The organism is Motiliproteus sediminis (genome assembly GCF_017912535.1).
Lineage (GTDB): Bacteria > Pseudomonadota > Gammaproteobacteria > Pseudomonadales > Balneatricaceae > Motiliproteus > Motiliproteus sediminis.
Window position 1 is genome coordinate 55,499 of the sequence record NZ_JAERQK010000008.1, and the last position, 16,154, is coordinate 71,652.

At 60.3% G+C, this 16,154-nt stretch carries 19 protein-coding genes; 10 read left to right on the forward strand and 9 right to left on the reverse strand.

Features of this window, described 5'->3' with window-relative positions:
- Positions 1 to 97: 97 nt before the first annotated feature.
- Positions 98 to 832 carry a FadR/GntR family transcriptional regulator gene (locus JJQ76_RS13605; RefSeq protein WP_210397416.1) on the forward strand — a complete coding sequence of 245 codons (735 nt, stop codon included), beginning with the start codon at positions 98 to 100 and terminating at the stop codon, positions 830 to 832.
- 110 nt (positions 833 to 942) lie between these two features.
- On the opposite strand, the gene JJQ76_RS13610 is transcribed toward JJQ76_RS13605, so the two are convergent.
- The 7 genes from JJQ76_RS13610 to JJQ76_RS13640 form a co-directional block, all read right to left on the reverse strand.
- Positions 943 to 1,539 (reverse strand): MliC family protein, encoded by a 597-nt coding sequence (locus JJQ76_RS13610; protein ID WP_210397417.1) that lies wholly within the window; start codon positions 1,537 to 1,539, stop codon positions 943 to 945.
- Complete coding sequence (locus tag JJQ76_RS13615; RefSeq protein ID WP_210397418.1) at positions 1,539 to 1,820, reverse strand: DUF3144 domain-containing protein; 282 nt, start codon at positions 1,818 to 1,820, stop codon at positions 1,539 to 1,541. The genes JJQ76_RS13610 and JJQ76_RS13615 overlap by 1 nt, the downstream gene beginning before the upstream one ends.
- Before the next feature lie 16 nt (positions 1,821 to 1,836).
- Complete coding sequence (locus JJQ76_RS13620; protein ID WP_210397419.1) at positions 1,837 to 2,151, reverse strand: hypothetical protein; 315 nt, start codon at positions 2,149 to 2,151, stop codon at positions 1,837 to 1,839.
- Positions 2,152 to 2,218: 67 nt separating this feature from the next.
- A complete protein-coding gene (locus JJQ76_RS13625; RefSeq protein ID WP_210397420.1) occupies positions 2,219 to 3,013 on the reverse strand; it encodes an ABC transporter permease in 795 nt (264 codons plus the stop codon).
- Positions 3,014 to 3,015: 2 nt separating this feature from the next.
- Complete coding sequence (locus JJQ76_RS13630; RefSeq protein WP_210397421.1) at positions 3,016 to 3,777, reverse strand: ATP-binding cassette domain-containing protein; 762 nt, start codon at positions 3,775 to 3,777, stop codon at positions 3,016 to 3,018.
- Entirely contained in the window at positions 3,777 to 4,754 is a 978-nt protein-coding gene (locus JJQ76_RS13635) for a YVTN family beta-propeller repeat protein (protein ID WP_210397422.1), read from the reverse strand. Before JJQ76_RS13635 ends, JJQ76_RS13630 begins: the two co-directional genes overlap by 1 nt.
- A gap of 10 nt (positions 4,755 to 4,764) precedes the next feature.
- On the reverse strand, positions 4,765 to 5,955 hold the full coding sequence (locus JJQ76_RS13640; protein WP_210397423.1) for an ABC transporter substrate-binding protein: 1,191 nt from the start codon (positions 5,953 to 5,955) through the stop codon (positions 4,765 to 4,767).
- Between the two features lie 190 nt (positions 5,956 to 6,145).
- On the opposite strand from JJQ76_RS13640, the gene JJQ76_RS13645 reads away from it, so the two are divergent.
- The 8 genes from JJQ76_RS13645 to JJQ76_RS13680 all read left to right on the forward strand — a co-directional run bounded on the left by JJQ76_RS13645 (position 6,146) and on the right by JJQ76_RS13680 (position 12,615).
- Positions 6,146 to 6,574, forward strand: coding sequence for a cupredoxin domain-containing protein (locus JJQ76_RS13645; RefSeq protein ID WP_210397424.1), 429 nt, complete (start codon positions 6,146 to 6,148; stop codon positions 6,572 to 6,574).
- 142 nt (positions 6,575 to 6,716) lie between these two features.
- Positions 6,717 to 7,142 carry a cytochrome c-550 PedF gene (gene pedF / locus JJQ76_RS13650; RefSeq protein WP_210397425.1) on the forward strand — a complete coding sequence of 142 codons (426 nt, stop codon included), beginning with the start codon at positions 6,717 to 6,719 and terminating at the stop codon, positions 7,140 to 7,142.
- A 31-nt stretch (positions 7,143 to 7,173) separates the two neighbouring features.
- Positions 7,174 to 8,091 (forward strand): substrate-binding periplasmic protein, encoded by a 918-nt coding sequence (locus JJQ76_RS13655; RefSeq protein ID WP_210397426.1) that lies wholly within the window; start codon positions 7,174 to 7,176, stop codon positions 8,089 to 8,091.
- Positions 8,092 to 8,306: 215 nt separating this feature from the next.
- Positions 8,307 to 8,777, forward strand: coding sequence for a 4Fe-4S dicluster domain-containing protein (locus tag JJQ76_RS13660; RefSeq protein ID WP_210397427.1), 471 nt, complete (start codon positions 8,307 to 8,309; stop codon positions 8,775 to 8,777).
- Between the two features lie 14 nt (positions 8,778 to 8,791).
- Positions 8,792 to 10,654 (forward strand): aldehyde ferredoxin oxidoreductase family protein, encoded by a 1,863-nt coding sequence (locus tag JJQ76_RS13665; protein WP_210397428.1) that lies wholly within the window; start codon positions 8,792 to 8,794, stop codon positions 10,652 to 10,654.
- 59 nt (positions 10,655 to 10,713) lie between these two features.
- Positions 10,714 to 12,057 carry an NAD(P)/FAD-dependent oxidoreductase gene (locus JJQ76_RS13670; RefSeq protein WP_210397429.1) on the forward strand — a complete coding sequence of 448 codons (1,344 nt, stop codon included), beginning with the start codon at positions 10,714 to 10,716 and terminating at the stop codon, positions 12,055 to 12,057.
- On the forward strand, positions 12,054 to 12,305 hold the full coding sequence (thiS, locus tag JJQ76_RS13675; protein ID WP_210397430.1) for a sulfur carrier protein ThiS: 252 nt from the start codon (positions 12,054 to 12,056) through the stop codon (positions 12,303 to 12,305). The genes JJQ76_RS13670 and thiS overlap by 4 nt, the downstream gene beginning before the upstream one ends.
- On the forward strand, positions 12,298 to 12,615 hold the full coding sequence (locus JJQ76_RS13680) for a hypothetical protein (protein WP_210397431.1): 318 nt from the start codon (positions 12,298 to 12,300) through the stop codon (positions 12,613 to 12,615). Before thiS ends, JJQ76_RS13680 begins: the two co-directional genes overlap by 8 nt.
- Before the next feature lie 27 nt (positions 12,616 to 12,642).
- Here JJQ76_RS13680 and JJQ76_RS13685 read toward each other — a convergent pair whose 3' ends face one another.
- Both JJQ76_RS13685 and moeB read right to left on the reverse strand, forming a co-directional pair.
- Positions 12,643 to 12,948 carry a putative quinol monooxygenase gene (locus JJQ76_RS13685; RefSeq protein WP_210397432.1) on the reverse strand — a complete coding sequence of 102 codons (306 nt, stop codon included), beginning with the start codon at positions 12,946 to 12,948 and terminating at the stop codon, positions 12,643 to 12,645.
- Between the two features lies 1 nt (position 12,949).
- On the reverse strand, positions 12,950 to 14,080 hold the full coding sequence (gene moeB, locus JJQ76_RS13690; protein ID WP_210397433.1) for a molybdopterin-synthase adenylyltransferase MoeB: 1,131 nt from the start codon (positions 14,078 to 14,080) through the stop codon (positions 12,950 to 12,952).
- A 290-nt stretch (positions 14,081 to 14,370) separates the two neighbouring features.
- Here moeB and JJQ76_RS13695 point away from each other — a divergent pair, with 290 nt between their 5' ends.
- Complete coding sequence (locus JJQ76_RS13695; RefSeq protein WP_210397434.1) at positions 14,371 to 16,149, forward strand: PQQ-dependent methanol/ethanol family dehydrogenase; 1,779 nt, start codon at positions 14,371 to 14,373, stop codon at positions 16,147 to 16,149.
- Positions 16,150 to 16,154: the final 5 nt, after the last annotated feature.

A 16,154-nucleotide genomic window follows, 5' to 3' on the forward strand; every position in this document is an offset into this window, starting at 1 on the left:
GCACCTTAGGGTGTATAAGTTAATTTGTCAAACAAATAGAAAAATAGACGTTGCCATGGTAAAGTTCGCCCTTATCACTGTTTGAATCGGAGTGCCGATGGCAATCAAGTACGACACCCTGGTGACCCAGAGCCTGGCCAAGCAGATAGCCGAGAATCTGCGTGAAGCGATTCTGGATGGGCGGCTGAAAGTCGATCAGCGTTTGCCGACCGAAGAGGAGTTGGCGGCGCGGTTCTCGGTTTCCCGGCCGACGATTCGCGAGGCCCTGAAGCGTTTGGCCGCGCAGAATCTGGTGCGCTCTCGCCGTGGGCCGGCCGGGGGCACCTTTATCACCCGGCCCAGTGATGCCGAGCTGCGGGTGACGCTGCAGAACGCTACCACCCTGATGGTGACGCTGGGCGAATTTGATATCGACGCCATTACCGAGGCGCGGCTGGAGCTGGAACGACTTTGTCTCAAACTTGCGGTAGAGAGGCGTCAGCCGGAGCATCTGCAGCGGATGGCGGACGAGTTGCAGCGGCAGCGCGAGCCCGTCAGCGATGAGGAGTTCTGCGCGGCGGATGTACGCTTTCACCGTGCGCTGGTGGATGCCACCGCCAATCCGGTGTTGCAGTTCAACATGGTGACGGTGATTGAAGCGCTGCAGCCGTTGATGAACATGATTGCCAATCGCACCCGCGAGCGTGAGGTGATTGTCGACCACCATCAGCGCTTGCTCGATGCGGTCAGCGCCAGCGAACTGCCGGCGGCGGAGAAGGCGTTGACCGGATTGGTCGACTACCTGCGTCAGCAATATCAATTGGCACGTGAACGTCAGGCCGCTCGTGGTTGACAGCGATGTCGGCGCAAAGCCCCGCTCGGTCAGGCGTTGCAGTGATTGCGGCAAGAGCGTCTGTTGGCGTTGTTCGGTGGTGTATGCGGCAACCGCGCGGGCGGCTGAGCCTAAGGCTGTATTTCGCAGTGCATGATCGGATTGCCGTAGCCTTCAAAGCCCCAGCGGATCAGCGCCTCGTTACCCTGCGTCCACAGCATGATGTTGCTGCCTTCATACTTGGCCCCGCTGCCTGAGGGGACCAGAAACAGAATCTGATCCTGGTCGCCGCGGCTGACCTTGGCGGTCGCCGGGTCGCTGTTGTAGTAAAGCGCGGATACCTGATCGCCCTCGCTATCGTCGCAGAGGTAGATGAATGGGCCGGTGGCTTGCAGCAGGTCGAAGCGGCTCTGTAGTTCAGCGATGCGGTAACGGTAGCTTTCATCGATGCACTGGATCGGCATGGCGCTTTTCCAGCAGTCGTCGCGCCCCTTGATCCAGCCGCGCTGCTCGGCTTGCAGCTTATCAAGGTGGCCGGGTGGAACAACCTGCACCGCGCCCGCAAAGGCGCGTGCCAGGCGGCGGTCGAGGGCGGCCAGGTCGGGTTGCTGGCAGACCAGGGTTTCGACGCTGCCGGTGGCCGCGCTGCAGTCGAAACTGGGCTGTTGGGCGCAGCCGCCAGCCAGCAGCCCACCGAGGGCTATCGTTCCGAGAGCCAGTCTGCGCATCAGGACTGCGATGCGCGTTCAGCCAGGTGACGAATGTAATCGTCGAGGTTTTCGTTCATCATCTTGCGGAAATCGTCGCTGAACATCTCCAGCATCTTCTCTTTGTCACCCGCAAGGTCTTCGGTCATCAGCGACGATTCGAACGCGTTGTAGCGTGCTGCTGCATAGCGGATGCCCATGCCCACCACGCCGCTATTGTCATCCTGCGCAAGCTCGTTGGCCAGGGCGATAAACTTGTCGGCAACGGCGTAAACGGCTTGGGGATCGAAATCTTGGCTCATGAATACCTCTGCGTGTTCAGCGCCGGCGGCGCTCGATGGTGGGGGATTCGTACTGACTGTAATCGACACCGGCAGGTTGCCACAGCGAGCGGGCGGTCAGCTCTGCCTGGCGTTCGGCGATACTTTGGCGGAACACCGAGCGATGGGTGTCGTCCATAAGCTGGCTCATCTCCTCGTTGGAGACCAACCCCATAAATACCCCCGCCTGAATGAAACCTTCGCAGCGGTGCTTGTCGACGTCGGCGACTTTCAGTCCCTGCTTGGCGGCGTTGAAGATCCGCAGCAGACGCTGACGAACCTCCTCTTTAAAACTGTCGTGATCGGGCTGCATGGCGTGTTGTATGCTGAGTGAGGCGATGATTCTGCCCCACTCGGCCCCGGCTGGCAACTTGCCTCGGCTAGCTGTTGCGGGCGCGCATGAACCCACGTTGGGGGTTGAACGCCACGATAGCGGCGCTGACGAACAGTAGCGTACAGCCGGTAACAATCCCGATGGCTTCGCCGTGCCACTGCCCGTAAAGGGTAAAGCGGATCAGTTCTACCGCATGGGTAAAGGGATTGAGGCGGCAAAGGGTGTAGAGCCATTCTCCCGCTTCCTGCATCTTCCATAATGGATAGAGGGCGCTGGAGAGAAAGAACATCGGAAAAATTACGAAGTTCATCACCCCGGCAAAGTTTTCCAGTTGCCGGATAAAACTGGAGATGAATAACCCCAGCCCTCCCAGCATCAGGCCTGTCAGCAGCAGTACCGGTGCCGCCAGCAGGTAGCCTGAGGGTGGCGGTTCTACCCCGAAAAACCAGGCGATGGCGAGAAATGCATACACCTGCGGCAGCGCCACCAGAGCGCTGGCGATCAGTTTGCATAGCAGCAGGTAACTCCGCGGCAGTGGGCTCATCAACAGCACCCGCATACTGCCCATCTCACGGTCATACACCATCGACAGTGAACTCTGCATGGCGTTAAAGAGCAGCACCATGGCGCACAGTCCCGGTGCGATGTAGACCTCGTAGGTGATGTAGGTGTCGTAGGGTTGGATGATGCTGATGCCAAGGGCAGCGCGGAAGCCGGCAGCAAACACGGCCAGCCATACCAACGGCCTGACCAGGGCGCTGAAGAAACGGGTACGCTGGTGAACAAAGCGCAGCAGCTCGCGGAAAAGAATGCCCACAAAGGCTTGCAGGTAGGCGCTCATGTTCATCCGTTGACCTCTGCCCTGGGGGCCGTCAGAGTTTCAAATGCATCGACCAGGCGTTCTGCTCCGACGCGAGCGCAGATCTCCGCGCTGGTGCTGTTCGCCAGCAGCCGGCCGCGATGGATCAGGGTGACCGGGTCATCGGGCTGGATCTCCTCAATCAGGTGAGTGGCCCATAACACCCCTAATCCCTGATCACGACATAATCCGCGGACATGGCGGTTGAGATCGGTACGGGCATGACTGTCGAGACCCACGGTGGCTTCGTCCAGCAGCAGCAGCCGGGGGCGGTGAAGCAGGGCGCGGGCGATCTCCACCCGCCGTCGGTGGCCACCATTGAGGGTGCGCACCCGCTCTTTGGTGCGCTGTTCCAGCCCCACCCGCGTCAGTTCATCGTTGATTCGGACCTTGCGCTCGCGCCAGCCGATCCCCTGCAGGGTGGCGTGGTAGTTGAGGTTTTCCGCCACCGACAGGTCGAGATCAAGGGTGCTTTGCTGAAACACCATGCCGATACGGCCGAGCACTTTGGCCGGGGCGCGTTCGAGGTCGATGCCGTCAAGGACGATCCGCCCCTGCTGCAGAGCAAAGAGGCGACTGATCAATGCGAACAGGGTGCTTTTGCCGGCCCCGTTGGGGCCGAGCAGCGCATGGAACTGACCGCTCTGCAGCTGAAAGCTGAGGTCACGCAGAGCCGGGGTGTTGCCGTAGCGAAACTCCAGTTGCTCCACCGCCAGCAGCGTAGCCGGCGACACCGTGGCGGGCATCAGGGCTTCACCGCAATGCCCCAGGGGTAGCGCCCGACCTTGATCGATTTGCGTACCTTGAGGTTGTCAACGTCGATCACTGACACGTCGCCGCTCATGCCGTTGCTGGTCAGCAGCAGCGACTGGTCAGGGCTGAACTCCAGATGCCAGACACGACGGCCGACCAGCAGATAGTCCAGCACCTCAAAGCTGTTGGCATCGACCACCGCCACATGGTTGGCCGGCCCCAGAGCAACAAAGGCATAGCGGCCGTCATCGGTCAGTTTGATCCCTACCGGCTGCACCTTGTCGGGATGGATGCCACGAATGGGGAAGCGCAGGGTGTGGCGGATCTCGCGGCTGGCGACGTCGATCACCGACACGGTGCCGCCGATTTCGGCGCTGGCCCAGAGCGTTGAGCCATCCTTGCTGAACTCCACGTGACGCGGCCGCTGATCTACCTGGGTGTTGTCGATCAGCTCGTGGGTGGCGGTGTCGATCCAGTGCAGCATGCTGGTGGTTTCCGAGGTGTTGACCGCCACCGAACCATCGGGGCTGACCGCCATGCCTTCCGGCTCGACGCCGACATCAATCTGCGCCACCACTGTGCGGCTGTCGGTATCTACCACCGTAACCAGCGCGTCGTCTTCGTTGGCGATATAGAGGCGCTGGTTGTCGGGATGCAGCGAGAACTGCTCCGGATCAGCGCCGGAGGGCAGTTCATGAACGATCTTGCCGCTGGCAACGTCCATCACCTGCACGGTGTCGTCGTCACTGGCGCAGATGTAGAGCAGGGAAAAGTCCTTGCTGAAGGTGATGCCGCGCGGGCGCTGGCCGACCTCGATGGTGTTGATCACTTCCAGCGTATCGAGGTCGATCAGCGACAGGCTGTCATCCTTTTCGTTGGAGACATAGGCGATAGCGGCCAGCGCCTGAGTGCTGCACAGCGCGCCGGCGGTCAGCAGAGCAAGAGCAAAACGGTAGCGGCGTAGGATCATAACGAACTCCTTAATGGTCGGCGATCAGTTGGCAACGACTCTCGGGCCGGTCGAAGCCGAGGGTGTCAAGGTCGGTAATGGGGTGAAGGAAGCCCTCCTGCGGCGACTGGGCGATCAGGGCTCGTGGCTGGATCAGTGGTATCGGCTGGCGTAACTGGCCGTTCCAGGGGCGGAAGCTGAGCTTGCGCCCCTTGAACCCGGCGAGGGCGAAGTCGGGGTGTAGCAGTCGCTGTTTGAGCGGTATGTCGGCGGGCAGGTTACGGATTCTCCCAGCCTCGGCAACGCTGCGGACCGCCGCCCAGGCGGCGTAATCCTTGGCAGTCATCCAGCGTCCGCTCTGCTTGCCAAAGCGACTCTGCAGCTGGGCAGCGCCCCACTGCTCCACCACCCGGTGCCAGAGTACCGGTTTCAGTCCCTGGGTGCCGACCACCGGGCGTGGATACCAGGTGTTGTAAAGCACGAACTCGCCGAAATCACCGGGCTCGTCGGCCACCACCACCACGTCGTATTCGTCGGTCTGGGTAAACAGCGGCAACTCTTTTTGCGCGGTGCGGCGCAGGTCAGCATCAAAGGTCCAGTTTTTTTCGGCGACGATCTTGCCGCCGAAACGCTTGGCGGAGCGTTTGATGGCATCGGCATAGGCGCGGTCACCTTCACGGGTACCAACGATCAGCAGCCAGCGCCGCAGCTTTTTGGCCAGCAGCCACTGCGCCAGCGCATCGGTCAGCATGGCGCGGCTGGCCTGGGTGTGAAGGACGTTATCAAGGCAGCTCTCAGTGCGCAGTTCGTCCGCCTGGCTGGCGCTGTTGAAAATCACCATATCCCGGTCGGCAAACTGGCGCGACAGGTCGACCAGGTTGGCCGTTGGCACGTTGGCCACCAACACCCGTGCGCCTTGCTGATACCAGCGTTCAGCGGCATCGGTCAGGGTAGCGGGATCATCGCTGCGCGCTTCCAGCAACTGGTAGTGCTGGCCGAGAAACCGACCAGCGGTGTTGTTGTCCGCAATTCCGAGGCGCGCGCCCTGCAGGCCGCTGTCCTCCGGTTCCGGAAGCACGTTGGAGAGCAGCGGCGTGGCGGGCAGCTGAAGCTCCAGATAGCCGATCGCGATCTGCTTGATCGGCTTGGCCGCCAGGGTGGCGCTGGTTGAGCCGACGATCAGTGCCAGCCCGAAAAGCCAGTGGCGCAGAAACGGTGCCATAGATACTGCTCTCCGAGATTCATTGTTGTTGATGGTTTTTCGGATCAGTGACTACAGCGTAGAGCCCGGCTAGGAGCACGGAAATACGCGAAAAGTACCGAAGAATTACTCCTCTCGTACTATTTCGACCCGGGGGAGGGCGGCTCTAGCATAGGTCGGGACAAGTACAACAAGTAGATAGGAGAGCCCCATGTTTAAGCCTGTGATAAACGCGACCGCGCTGGCGCTGATGATCGGATCGACCGTAACCCTGGCCGCCGGTGACCTGACCAGTCGCCCGCAAGAGCTCCCTGATCTGGTGCTGGGTAACGACCAGAGTGACTACGCCATGTCGCACAAGAGCTACGAGCTGGAAACCGGTAAATCCTACAGCCTTAAAGTGATCTCCAGCGGCTACAAGGAGTACGCCATCGAAGCACCGGCCTTTTTTACCTCTATTTATCTGCGCAAGGTCGAGGCTGGCGGCATGGAGATCAAGGCTACTACCCTGACCCAGCTGGAGTTCGAGGAGGAGGGTGAGGCCGAGGTTTACTTTGTACCGATCAAGCCCGGTGACTACCCCTTCTACGCCGCTGGCCTGGAAGGCAAGGGCATGGTGGGGACTTTCCGCGTTCGTTGAGCGGCGGGTCCAAGGTGCTACTACCAAGGGAGTAAAAGCAGAGCACCAAAGTGGTCTGGGTCCGGATAACGGCCATGCCTAGCATAGGGGTATACGTTCGGTCGTGAACGCCAACCATAACTACAAGATTTAGGTGATAGTGATGAAAAAAGTCCGTGTTTTTGCTGCTGGCCTCACGGCTGCAACGCTGCTGACCGGTTCGGCCCAGTTGTGGGCGCATGGCGACGTAACCCCGCAAAGTGTCGATGTGAGTGGCTTGGAACCGCTGGGTGAAGAGTGGGTGGAGGAGAACCCCTATCGCGGCAATGAGCTGGCGATCAAGATCGGCCAGTCTGCCTATGCGCAGAACTGTGCCCGCTGTCACGGACTCGATGCTATCTCCGGCGGCATTGCGCCGGACCTGCGAGAGCTGCCGGAAGGTCTGGAGGGTGACGAGTGGTATGCCTATCGGGTGATCAATGGCGCTACCCGCAATGGCGTGCCCTACATGCCGAAGATGGCGGATTTTCTCAGCCAGGAAGCGCTGTGGTCTATTCGCAGCTGGCTGGATACTGTCGCGGTCGAATAACTGTCGTGGTTGAACCGATCTGGAGGCGTGTATGAATCGCAGCTACAGCGTAACCACCATCGTGCTATTGCTGGCCCTGCTGGTCGCTACAGTGGCGCAGGCTCGCAGTTACGACGACGTGGTCGCCAGCGGCTATCTGAAGGTGGCGGTTTATGACAACTATCCGCCCTACTCTTTTATGCAGCAGGGCGAGCCGCGTGGCGTCGATGTGGAGATCGCCAAAGCGCTGGCGGCGGGTCTGGGCGTGCGGCTGGAGCTGAGCTGGATGATTCCGGACGAGAGTCTCGACGACGATCTGCGTAACTATATCTGGAAGGGGCCGGTTCTGGAGCGTGAAGCTGATGCGACGATGCTGAAGCGTCCGGTGGCCGATGTGATGATGCGGGTGCCTTATGATCGCGAATTCGCCTACAAGGTGGATCCGGATGGACGGGTGATGAACGAGCTGGTGCATTTCTTCGGCCCTTACCAACGTGAGCAGTGGGTGCTGGGTTATCACACCGAGCGGATGGATCCGTTCGAGAATCTGGCCGTATTCCAGTACGACCGGGTCGGGGTCGAGATCGACAGCTTGCCGGATCTGTATCTGAGCGGCGCCTTTCGTGGCTCGCTGCGCGAAAACGTGGTGCACTTCAACCGCTTCAGTGAAGCCTTCGACGCGATGATCGACGGCCAGGTGTCTGCGGTGATGGGGCAGCGAGCCGAAGTAGAGTGGGGTATGCGCCTAAGCAGTAAAGTGGCCAGTCTGTCGGTGCCGCTGCCCAATCTGTACAAGCCGCGCTGGGATATCGGCATGGCCGTGCGCGAGAACTACCGTCAACTGGCTTATGCGCTCGGCGATACCGTGGAACGCCTGGTGCTAGAGGGAGATATGGCGGCGCTGTTTGATCGCTACGGGTTGGTTTTCGAAGCGCCGGACTACTACCTTCAGGCCGGTCAGCGCCAGTAAATGGCAGCAAAATTACTACTTTAGACCCCTTTTAATATAGGGGCATGGCGAAGGCAGGGGAGTGGCTCTATTCTTTACCAGTTGCCTTCGAACAACGGCTCGCTGCGAGTCATGGTAAGGCATCCAGATCCAGGTTGCATGATAGTCGAGCTCGTCTGAGCCGCAGCAGTATGGCGAAGGGCGAACCCATAACAATAATTCAGGGGGAACCGCCAATGTTAAAGTCCCTGCACATCGATCCGGGCAAGTGCACCGGATGCAAGCAGTGCGAAATGGCCTGTTCGTACGAACACGAACAGAGCTTCAATCCGTCCTTGTCGCGAATTAAAGTTTTTGATTTCCATGAGCAGGGGCGCTTCGTTCCCTACACCTGCACCCAGTGCACCGAAGCCTGGTGTTTGCAGGCCTGCCCGGTGGATGCCATCTCGGCCAACGAATCACTGGGCGCCAAAGTGGTCAGCGCCGACCTGTGCGTTGGCTGCAAGGTCTGCACTATCGCTTGCCCGTTCGGAACCATCAGTTACAACCCCCGCAGCGGCGTGGTCAGCAAATGCGACCTGTGTGACGGTTCACCCAAGTGCGCTGAGGCCTGCCCCACCGGAGCGATCACCTTTGTGGATGCGTCCGCTACCGGGCTCGACAAGATGCGCCAATGGGCGCAGAAAACTGATACCGCAGCCGGTTAAAGGAGGGTTCGACGATGTCTTGGACAGGTAAAATCTTGCGTGTCGATCTCACCAGCGGCACGGTAAAAAGTGAACCGCTCAACACCGAGTGGGCGCAGCAGTATATCGGCCAGCGCGGTCTGGCAACGCGCTACATGTGCGCCGAAGTCGATCCAGCGGTGGATCCGTTGGCGCCTGAGAACAAGGTTATTTTTGCTACCGGTCCGTTGACGGGTACGGCGGCGTCCACCAGCGGACGCTATTCGGTCATTACCAAAGGCCCGCTCACCGGTGCTATCGCTTGCTCGAACTCGGGCGGCTTCTTTGGTGCAGAGCTAAAGTTTGCCGGCTGGGACATGGTGATCTTTGAAGGCAAATCACCGACACCGGTGTATCTATACATCGAAAACGACGATGCCAAACTGATGCCGGCCGATGATCTTTGGGGGCAGTCCGTATGGGCGACCGACAAGGCTCTTCACGATCGTCATCAGGACCCTCAGCTACGCGTAGCCGCCGTGGGTCGCGCCGCGGAAAAAGGCTGTCTCTATGCCGGCGTGGTTAATGATCTGCACCGTGCTGCCGGGCGTTCCGGTGTGGGTACGGTGATGGCCTCCAAGAACCTCAAGGCGGTCGCGGTGCGCGGCACCAATGGGGTATCCAACATTAAGGATCCGGCGCGCTTTATGAAAGCGGTGGCGGCGGAAAAAGCGGTGTTGGCTGAAAACGCGGTCACCGGACAGGGCTTGCCGACTTACGGTACCCAGGTGTTGATGAACGTGATCAACGAGATCGGCGCCATGCCGACCCGCAATGCGCGCGATGTGCAGTTTGAAGGTGCCAGCGACATCAGTGGCGAGGCGATGCACGAACCGCGCAAAACTGATGGTCGTCCCAATCTCACCACCAACGCGGCATGCTTTGGTTGCACCATCGCCTGTGGGCGGATCTCCAGCATCGACGAGAAGCACTTTTCGGTCGAGAACAAACCCCAGTATCACCACAACTCCGGTGGTCTCGAGTACGAAGCGGCCTGGGCGTTGGGTTCTGACTGCGGGGTCGACGATCTGGATGCCGCCACCTACGCCAACTTTATCTGTAACGAAGACGGCATCGATCCGATCACCTTCGGTGCCACCCTGGCGGCGGCGATGGAGCTGTTTGAGGAGGGCGTCATCACCACCGAGCAGACCGGGGGTATCGAGCTTAAATTCGGTTCTGCCGAAGCACTGGTGAAGATGGTTGAGCTGACCGGCCGCGGTGAAGGTTTTGGCGCGGAGCTGGGGCTGGGTTCCAAGCGTCTGTGTGAAAAGTACGGGCGTCCCGAGTTGTCGATGACGGTCAAGGGGCAGGAGTTCCCGGCCTACGACCCGCGCGGTATACAGGGCATGGGCCTGACCTACGCCACTTCCAATCGTGGCGCTTGCCACGTGCGTGGCTATACCGTTGCATCCGAAGTGCTGGGGATTCCTGAAAAAACCGATCCCCACGTTACCGAGGGTAAGGCCGGACTGGTGAAGGCGTTCCAGGATGCCACCGCGGCGGTGGACTCTACCGGTCTGTGCCTGTTCACCACCTTCGCCTGGGGGCTGGAAAACTTCGCCCCGCAACTGGATGCGGCGTGCGATGGCGAGTGGACAGTGGAGCGCTTGGCGGAAGCGGGCGAGCGGATCTGGAACCTCGAGCGCGCCTTCAATCAGGCCGCCGGCCTCACCGGCGCTGATGACAACCTGCCCAAACGGCTGTTGAAAGACGCCGGCAAGGTGGGGCCCACCGCGGGGATGGTCAACCGTCTCGACGAAATGCTGCCGGAGTACTACTCCCTGCGCGGCTGGACCGACGACGGATTAGTACCGGACGAAACCCGTCAGCGACTGGGCATTGCCGACAGTCTGTAATCCTCCCATCGGCGGCGCCCCAGAGGCGCCGCTGCTTTTTCTGCTGACGGAGAGCACTTATGCGCTATGTCATCATTGGCGCCGGCCCTGCCGGTGTCACCGCCGCGGAGACCCTGCGTGGCGAAGACCCGAACGGCGAGATCATATTGGTGGGCGAGGAGCCGGAGCCGCCCTACTCACGGATGGCTATACCTTATCTGCTGGTCGAAAAGATCGGCGAAGCTGGCACCTACCTGCGCAAGCAGGACGATTTTTACCGCAGTCGCGCGATAGAGTTGGTGCAGCAGCGCGTAACAGCGCTGGACACCGCGGCGCAGGGGCTGTCGCTAGCCGATGGCAGCACGCTGGCGTACGATCGGTTGTTGATTGCTACCGGGGCCACGCCGGTTCGTCCGCCCATCGATGGCATCGATTCACCCCAGGTCTCCACCTGCTGGACACTGGCGGATGCGCGTCGCATCGTCGAATCCGCCCAGCCCGGCTCCGAGGTGGTGCTGATGGGGGCGGGTTTTATCGGTTGCATCATTCTTGAAGCTCTGGCCATGCGTGAGGTCAAGCTCACCGTGGTGGAGATGGGTGACCGCATGGTGCCACGGATGATGAACGACAAGGCCGGCAACCTGATTAAACAGTGGTGTATCAACAAAGGGGTGCAGGTGCTGACGTCGGCACAGGTCACCGCCATCCGCGCACCGCAGGCGGCTGCCAACAATGGCGGCGGGCTGATGGGTGGGATCAAAAAGCTGTTTGGTGGCGGCGAAAACGCGGCTGAGCCTGCGGGCAAGGTGACGGTGGAGCTCAAGTCGGGCGAAAAGATTGCTGCTGATCTGGTGATATCTGCCACCGGTGTACGCTCCAATCTGGCATTTCTGCAGGGCTCCGGCATCGATACCGAGCAAGGTATCAAGGTCGATCGCCAACTGCGTACCAGTGCGGATAACGTCTGGGCGGCCGGTGACGTTGCCCAGGGGCGGGACTTCTCCACCGGCGATTATCAGGTGCAAGCGATTCAGCCTACGTCCGTTGAGCATGGCAAGATTGCCGCGCTCAACATGGCGGGCGCCAGTGTCGAGCATCGCGGCTCCATCAACATGAACGTGCTCGATACCCTGGGGCTGATCTCGTCGTCGTTCGGGTTATGGATGGGGGTTGAGGATGGCGATAGTGTCGAGCGCTACTGGCCGGAGGCGTTCCGTTATATCTGCCTGCAGTTCCGCGGTGATGTGCTGGTGGGGGCCAGTTGCGTGGGCATGACCCAGCATATCGGCGTATTGCGGGGTCTGATTCAGACCGAGACCCCGCTCGGAGCCTGGAAGCAAAAGCTGATGGAGGATCCCACCCGAGTGATGGAGGCCTACCTGGCTAGCGCCCAGGGGGCCACTCTTGTAGGATCGAGGGCATGAAGATCCAACTGAAGTTTTTTGCCTCCTTTACCGCGCATCTGCCGGATAACGCCAAGGGCAATATCGCCGAGGTGGAGTTGCCCGAGGAGATCACCGTGCTCGGCGTGTTCGAGCGTTTTGGCGTACCGGCGGATCAGGCGCAGATCGTGCTGATTAACGGGATTTTTGTGTTGGAGCCCGAACGTGCGTCGCGCACCTTCTCTGAAGGCGATGTGCTGGCGGTCTGGCCCGCGGTAGCCGGTGGTTGACACTGCCGGCGCGTTGACGGAGAGCGTCGTTAAGGAGATGGGGCTGACCCCGGGGGGATTCGCCCGCACCCTCCCCAATGCCGCCGGCCATTGGTCGGTGGAGGGGCAGGGTCTGCATTATCTTCTGTTCGATACAGCCGCGCCGGCGCAATGCATAGAGATCCTTCTTACCGAGCAGCCAGATCGCTGTATCGCCTCAATCTGTCTGCCAGTGACGCGGGTGGAGTTGCGGTTTACGGGGATGGATGAGGTTCAGAGGCAGGCGTTTCTGCAGCGTTTCGATCTTTACTTCCAAAAGGGCGGTGGTTAAACCACGGCGCCCGCCCTTGGTTTTCTCTCAGGGGGTATCGAGCACCCGCAAGGTGACCGACTCCACCCACTCCTCGACATCCCGCCGATAGCTCCTGATATGGGGCGTGCGCAGGTGGTCTTCCAGCGCGCCGGTGCTGGACCAGTGTTCCAGCAGGGTGACCTGATCCGGATTACGCTCGAGCCGATCGATACTGCAGTCGGCATCGATCAGAGGCTGATACTTCAGGCAACCCTGTTCATGCAGCACCTCTGGTACCAGCTGCTGTACTCGCGCCAGATAAGCATCACGCATGCCCGGTTTGAGCTGGATGGTGGCGATCACGGTAATCATGCTAGTTCTCCTCGTCCGCTGGCGTCACCAGCTCTCCAGGCCAGAGTGCCAAGCCGCCCTGTAAATTATAGAGCTTGCTGAACCCCTGCGGTGCCAGCGCTTCGATGGCCCGCCGGCTGCGACCGCCGCTCTGACAGTAAACGATCGCGTCGCGGTGGTGATCGAGTTGGCTGAGCAGAGGATGTTGTGGCAGCTGGTCCAGGGGAATATTCAACGCGCCGGGCAGGTGGCCGCGGCGGAACTCCTCCAGCGAGCGCACATCCAGTAGCAGCGGTTGCTCCAGGCGGCGCAGTTCGGCGGCGCTGACCTCTGCCACCGTGCTGACCGCGCAGGCCGTGGTGGCTTCATCCTGCAGTTGAATCTGTTCACGCGGCAGTGAGCAGCAGGGGCAAGCAGGATTTTTGGGTATGTCGATCTGGGTCTGCTGCCAGTTGTGGGTACTGATCAGACTCAGTTTGCCCACCATGGGTTGCAGCCGCTGCTGCCGCCACTGTTTGCCGCCGACAATCAGCTTGATCGCTTCCAGGGCCTGCATACAGCCGATCACCCCTGCCACGGCGCCGATGACGCCGGCCTCGGCGCAGTTGGGTACGTAGCCGCTCGGTGGCTGCGGCAGCATGCAGCGATAACAGGGGCCTTCATCGGCCCAGAATACCGCCATCTGGCCGTCGAAGCCGAGGATCGATCCGTACACCAGTGGCATCCCCAGCTTGACCGCGCAATCGTTGACCAGAAACTTGGTGGCGAAGTTATCGCTACCATCGAGCACCAGGTCGTACTGGCTGAAAATCGCTTCGGCATTGGCGGCAGTCAGGCGTTGACGATGGCAGTTGACGGTGATCAGCGGGTTCAGTTGTTGTAAACGCGCCTGGCCGGCTTCGGCCTTGGGGCGGCCAGCATCGCTGCTGGCAAACAGCACCTGACGCTGCAGGTTGGAGAGGTCCACCTCGTCGTCGTCGACCAGTCCGAGGGTGCCGATGCCGGCGGCCGCCAGGTAGAGCGAGGCGGGTGATCCCAGGCCACCGGCGCCCACGCACAGCACCTTGGCAGCGAGCAGTTTCTCCTGACCATCGCGACCGATATCCGGCAGGATTACCTGGCGGTTGTAGCGCCGCAGCTCCTCTTCACGCATAGCGAACCCTCGTGTTGTTGTTCTGGTGTCGAGTTTTGATCTTAGGCTTCCAAACTGCACAAAAACAAGCATTCATGCGGCTTTCAGCGGGGTAGTAGTACTAAGTGAGTAGTTTTTTGCACCTCTGGTTGCATTGTTGGCGTGGTTGCAGCGGCGAAGAATAGATCAGACACGTGGAAGTCGTTTTGGTGCTTCCCTGTGTTCCCCAGAGGCAGCGTTCCGGGGTGGTTATAGCGGGCCGCTGTGTCTTCGAGCGTACAACAATAAGAGCTTCCTCAAAGGAGAATGCGATGAACAGAATGGGCCACGGGTCAGCAGGCTTTGCCGTCACGGCATTGGTCGCCGCGCTGTCCCTGTCGGGCGGTGCCAGCGCAGCGGTTACCGACAAAGACATCCTCAACGACCAGGCAACCACCAATGACGTTGTCAGCAACGGCTTGGGCCCGCGGGCGCAGCGCTACAGTCCGCTGAGTCGCGTCAACGGTGATACCGTCTCCGAACTGCGTCCGGTGTGGGCGTTCTCCTTCGGTGGCGAAAAGCAGCGTGGTCAGGAAACCCAGCCGATGGTGAAGGACGGTGTGATGTACGTCACCGGGTCCTACTCGCGGGTTTTTGCCATCGATATCAAGACCGGCGATGAGCTGTGGCAGTACGATGCCCGTCTGCCGGACAACATCATGCCTTGCTGCGACGTCATCAACCGCGGCGTGGCGCTGTACGACAACCTGGTCATCTTTGGAACCCTCGATGCCAAGCTGGTGGCGCTGGATAAAGACACCGGCAAGACCGTGTGGAAGAAGACCGTTGCCGACTACAAGGCCGGTTACTCCATCTCCGCCGCACCAATGGTGGTCAAGGGTAAGGTGATCACCGGCGTGTCCGGTGGTGAGTTCGGTATTGTCGGCAAAGTGGAAGCTTACGATGCCAAGAGCGGTGAACTGGTCTGGACCCGCCCCACGGTTGAAGGTCATATGGGTTACCTGAAAGGTAAAGAGAACGGTATCACCGGTGGCGAAGCGGGCAAGACCTGGCCCGGAGATCTGTGGAAATCCGGTGGTGCGGCCACTTGGCTGGGTGGTACCTACGATCCCGACACAGACCTGCTGTTCTTTGGTACCGGTAACCCGGCTCCCTGGAACTCGCACCTGCGCCCCGGCGACAACCTCTACAGCTCCTCCCGTCTGGCGATCGATCCCGATACCGGCGAGATCAAGTGGCACTTCCAGACCACACCGCATGACGGCTGGGATTACGACGGCGTGAACGAGCTGATTTCCTTTGATTACCAAGAGGGTGGCAAGACCATCAAGGCGGCAGCAACCGCTGACCGCAACGGCTTCTTCTACGTGCTGAACCGCACCAACGGCGACTTTATCCGCGGCTTCCCGTTCGTGGACAAGATCTCCTGGGCCAAGGGGCTGGATAAGAATGGCCGCCCTGTCTATGACGATGGCAACCGTCCCGGCAATCCGGCTGGTTCCAAAGACGGCAAGAAAGGTGAAACCGTGGTAGCGGCGCCGTCGTTCCTGGGTGGCAAGAACTGGATGCCGATGGCCTACTCCAAGGATACGGGCCTGTTCTATGTGCCCTCCAACGAGTGGGAGATGGATATCTGGAACGAGCCCACCGCCTATAAGAAAGGCGCGGCTTATTTGGGTGCGGGCTTTACCATCAAACCGATCAACGACGAGTATATCGGCGTATTGCGGGCCATCGATCCCAAGAGCGGTAAAGAGGTATGGCGTTACAAGAATAACGCGCCGCTCTGGGGCGGGGTGCTCACAACGGCAGGTGGCCTGGTGTTCACCGGTAATCCCGAGGGCTATCTGATGGCCTTTGACGCCAAGACCGGTGAGATGAAGTACAAGTTCAACACTGGTTCCGGCATTGTCGGTTCACCGGTTACCTGGGAACAGGATGGTGAGCAGTACATCGCCGTGGCTTCCGGCTGGGGTGGTGCGGTGCCGCTGTGGGGCGGTGAGGTTGCCAAGCGTGTGAAGCACCTTAATCAGGGCGGTACCATCTGGACCTTCAAGCTGCCACGTTCGGCGGAGATGGCTGCACGATAGCCCTT